The sequence below is a fragment of the Alcanivorax sp. HI0044 genome (assembly GCF_001634945.1).
The window spans coordinates 1-2,328 of the sequence record NZ_LWEZ01001272.1 but is presented as its reverse complement, the minus strand read 5'-3'; the positions used below and the strand labels follow the sequence as shown (position 1 = coordinate 2,328).

General features: G+C 55.5%; 3 protein-coding genes. All 3 read right to left on the bottom strand.

The features are described 5' to 3' along the window. Positions 1-328 precede the first annotated feature (328 nt). Positions 329-787, bottom strand: coding sequence for a YiiD C-terminal domain-containing protein (locus A3730_RS18310; protein ID WP_063519330.1), 459 nt, complete (start codon positions 785-787; stop codon positions 329-331). 104 nt (positions 788-891) lie between these two features. Beyond that, positions 892-1,233, bottom strand: coding sequence for a 4a-hydroxytetrahydrobiopterin dehydratase (locus A3730_RS18305; protein WP_063519331.1), 342 nt, complete (start codon positions 1,231-1,233; stop codon positions 892-894). Between the two features lie 77 nt (positions 1,234-1,310). Beyond that, the gene (locus A3730_RS18300; protein WP_063538635.1) at positions 1,311-2,024 is read right to left on the bottom strand and encodes a hypothetical protein; all 714 of its coding nucleotides are present in this window, start codon (positions 2,022-2,024) and stop codon (positions 1,311-1,313) included. Between the last annotated feature and the right edge of the window lie 304 nt (positions 2,025-2,328).

Sequence of the window (2,328 nt, the reverse complement as noted above, 5' to 3'; positions counted from 1 at the left end):
TATTGAGTGGGAGTGCTCTACCACGGTGAACCTGGGGCCGCAGGGGTTTTGTACCTACGCTGAGTGAGCTACGAGCTACGAGCTACGAGCTACGAGCTACGAGCTACGAGCTACGAGCTACGAGCTACGAGCTACGAGCTACGAGCTACGAGCTACGAGCTACGAGCTACGAGCTACGAAAATGGAGAGGGGTGGCCGGAAAAGTTCCCTGGATTTTCCTTTCCAACTTTTCACTTTGAACTTTCAACTGATCTTTCGCGGGCAAGACGATCACAGTGTGGTACCATCCCAGCCCGCGTTGCCGCTTGAAGCTTGTCGCTCGCCGCTTTTAACTGCCGATCTTTCTCAGCTGATAGACGTTGTGGGTAATGGCAACCACTTCGCCATTGGCATCCTTGATTTCCACATCCCATTCGAAATCACATTTTCCTGTTTCTTCGGTGGTGCTCTCGATGCGGGAGATTTCCTCTTCGCTGAGGGTGACTTCCACGGTGACGTCGGTGGTGGCCGGGCGGCGGAAGCGAATCGACATATCCTTGACGATGGGATAGAAGCGTTTGGTGTCGAATGAAGTCAGGTAGATGGTGCCACCAGGCAGCTCGGCAATGGTGTAGAGCGCACCAGCGTACATGATGCCAACGTGGTTAAGATTGGGCTTGAGTGGCATCAGCATCTTGCAGTAGCCGCGCTCCACTTCCAGTGTCTGCACTTCGCAGCGTTCCACAAACGGAAAGGTCTTGTCGCTGGCTGTTTTGATAATGGTTTTCTGTTCTTCGCTCAGGGCCATGCTGTTATCTCCTCAGTTGCCGGTGATGCTAGCAAAGCCGCTGAGGATGCCCACAAACCGTTTTGTTCAGCACGTTGATGAAAATGGTCAGGGGTAAGGCAAAATCAGTTTTGCAGGAGCGCGTCCGTCTTGGCAGCGCAGATAAAATCGTTGCGGTGCAGCCCCTGAATCTTGTGGGTCCACCAGGTGACGGTGACCTTGCCGTATTCGGTAAGAATGGCGGGGTGGTGGCCTTCCTGTTCCGCCAGATCGCCGACCCGATGGGTGAAATCCAGTGCCTGGACGAAGTTCTTGAAGCTGAAGTGCCGTTGCAGTTTCTCGACGCCGTCTTCTTCCACCAGCATCCAGTCGGGTACTTGCGGATGGAGTTCTTTGCGGTCCTGGTCACTGACCAGGGGAGAATCGGCGCGGCAGGCCTCGCATTGTTGTGTGTTGAGGGTGCTCATGGCAATCAATCCAATCTGGCTAGTGGATGACAGACTCGCTTGTTCTGATTGTCAGTGATCCACCAGCCATTATCAATTCAGCCCTGTGCGGGTTCGCACAAACGCACCGGGTCACCGTTGGTGCCGCCGGGGGCCATCTTTTTCAGAATGCGCCGCAGCTTTTCCATGTCGGTGTCGTCACGCACCCGGCCGGGAATTTCCATCCCGTCGGCCAGATTAAGCAGCACGGCCTTCATTTTTTCCGGCATCAACACCGGCTGGCGATGTTGCAGTACGTAGATCAGGTCGCCACGCTTGAACAGCATAAAGCCGTAGTAGTAGGTGCCGCTTTCCACCTCATCATCCTTCACCTTGGCCGCATCGACATTGATGCCGATGATGGCGAACAGCGCCTTCGGGTCTGCATCGTCCAGGAATTCCCGGTAGGAGGCTTCGGCGCTGGTGACCATGGGGGCTTTGGCGACCACTTCACGCAGGTAGCTGTTAAGGCTGAGATTGAGCAGCGTCAGGTCTGATGCGAAGCGCGGGGCTTCGATCATCGGGTGGTTTTCCACGTTCAGGTAGTCCACCCGAAACAGGCGGCCGCTGCCGTCCCAGAAGGTGGTGGAGCCCCCGTTACGGTCACAGCGTTCATCCAGCACCACTTCGCCACGGAAAGTGTTGATGCCAAGATCAAGGATGTAGGCGCCGGCCGGTGAAAAGTAGTAATCGCCCTGGCGTTCCCCTTGCAGGCCCTGACAGGCAACAAGGAGCAAACTCAAGGACAGCGCGGCAGTTTTGATTATTTTCATTATTCGCCCCGGATATAAAAAAGCACACCGATCATAGCATACCCGTTGCATAGTGCAGCGATTAACCTTTTGTTAGGGAACCTCTGAATAACCCCTTGCATGCTCAGCGTGGCCTGAAGCGTGCAGCTGTTGTGTCTTGTCTCGATGGCCAGGGTGGTTCCCTTTCCGAGAGGCAAGGCGCAGCAGATGTGCGCTTCAGGCCGCGCCCTTCGGGTCTTCCAGGCTGGCCCGCACTCGTTGTTGCCCTTTTTCGATGGATGGACATACACCTTCAAAAGCGCGCCTAGATTGCGAACCAGCCTGA

Coding starts and splice junctions, on each gene's coding strand:
- A3730_RS18305 (WP_063519331.1), bottom strand. CDS start 1,233: ATGAGCACCCTCAACACACAACAATGCGAGGCCTGCCGCGCCGATTCT.
- A3730_RS18300 (WP_063538635.1), bottom strand. CDS start 2,024: ATGAAAATAATCAAAACTGCCGCGCTGTCCTTGAGTTTGCTCCTTGTT.
- A3730_RS18310 (WP_063519330.1), bottom strand. CDS start 787: ATGGCCCTGAGCGAAGAACAGAAAACCATTATCAAAACAGCCAGCGAC.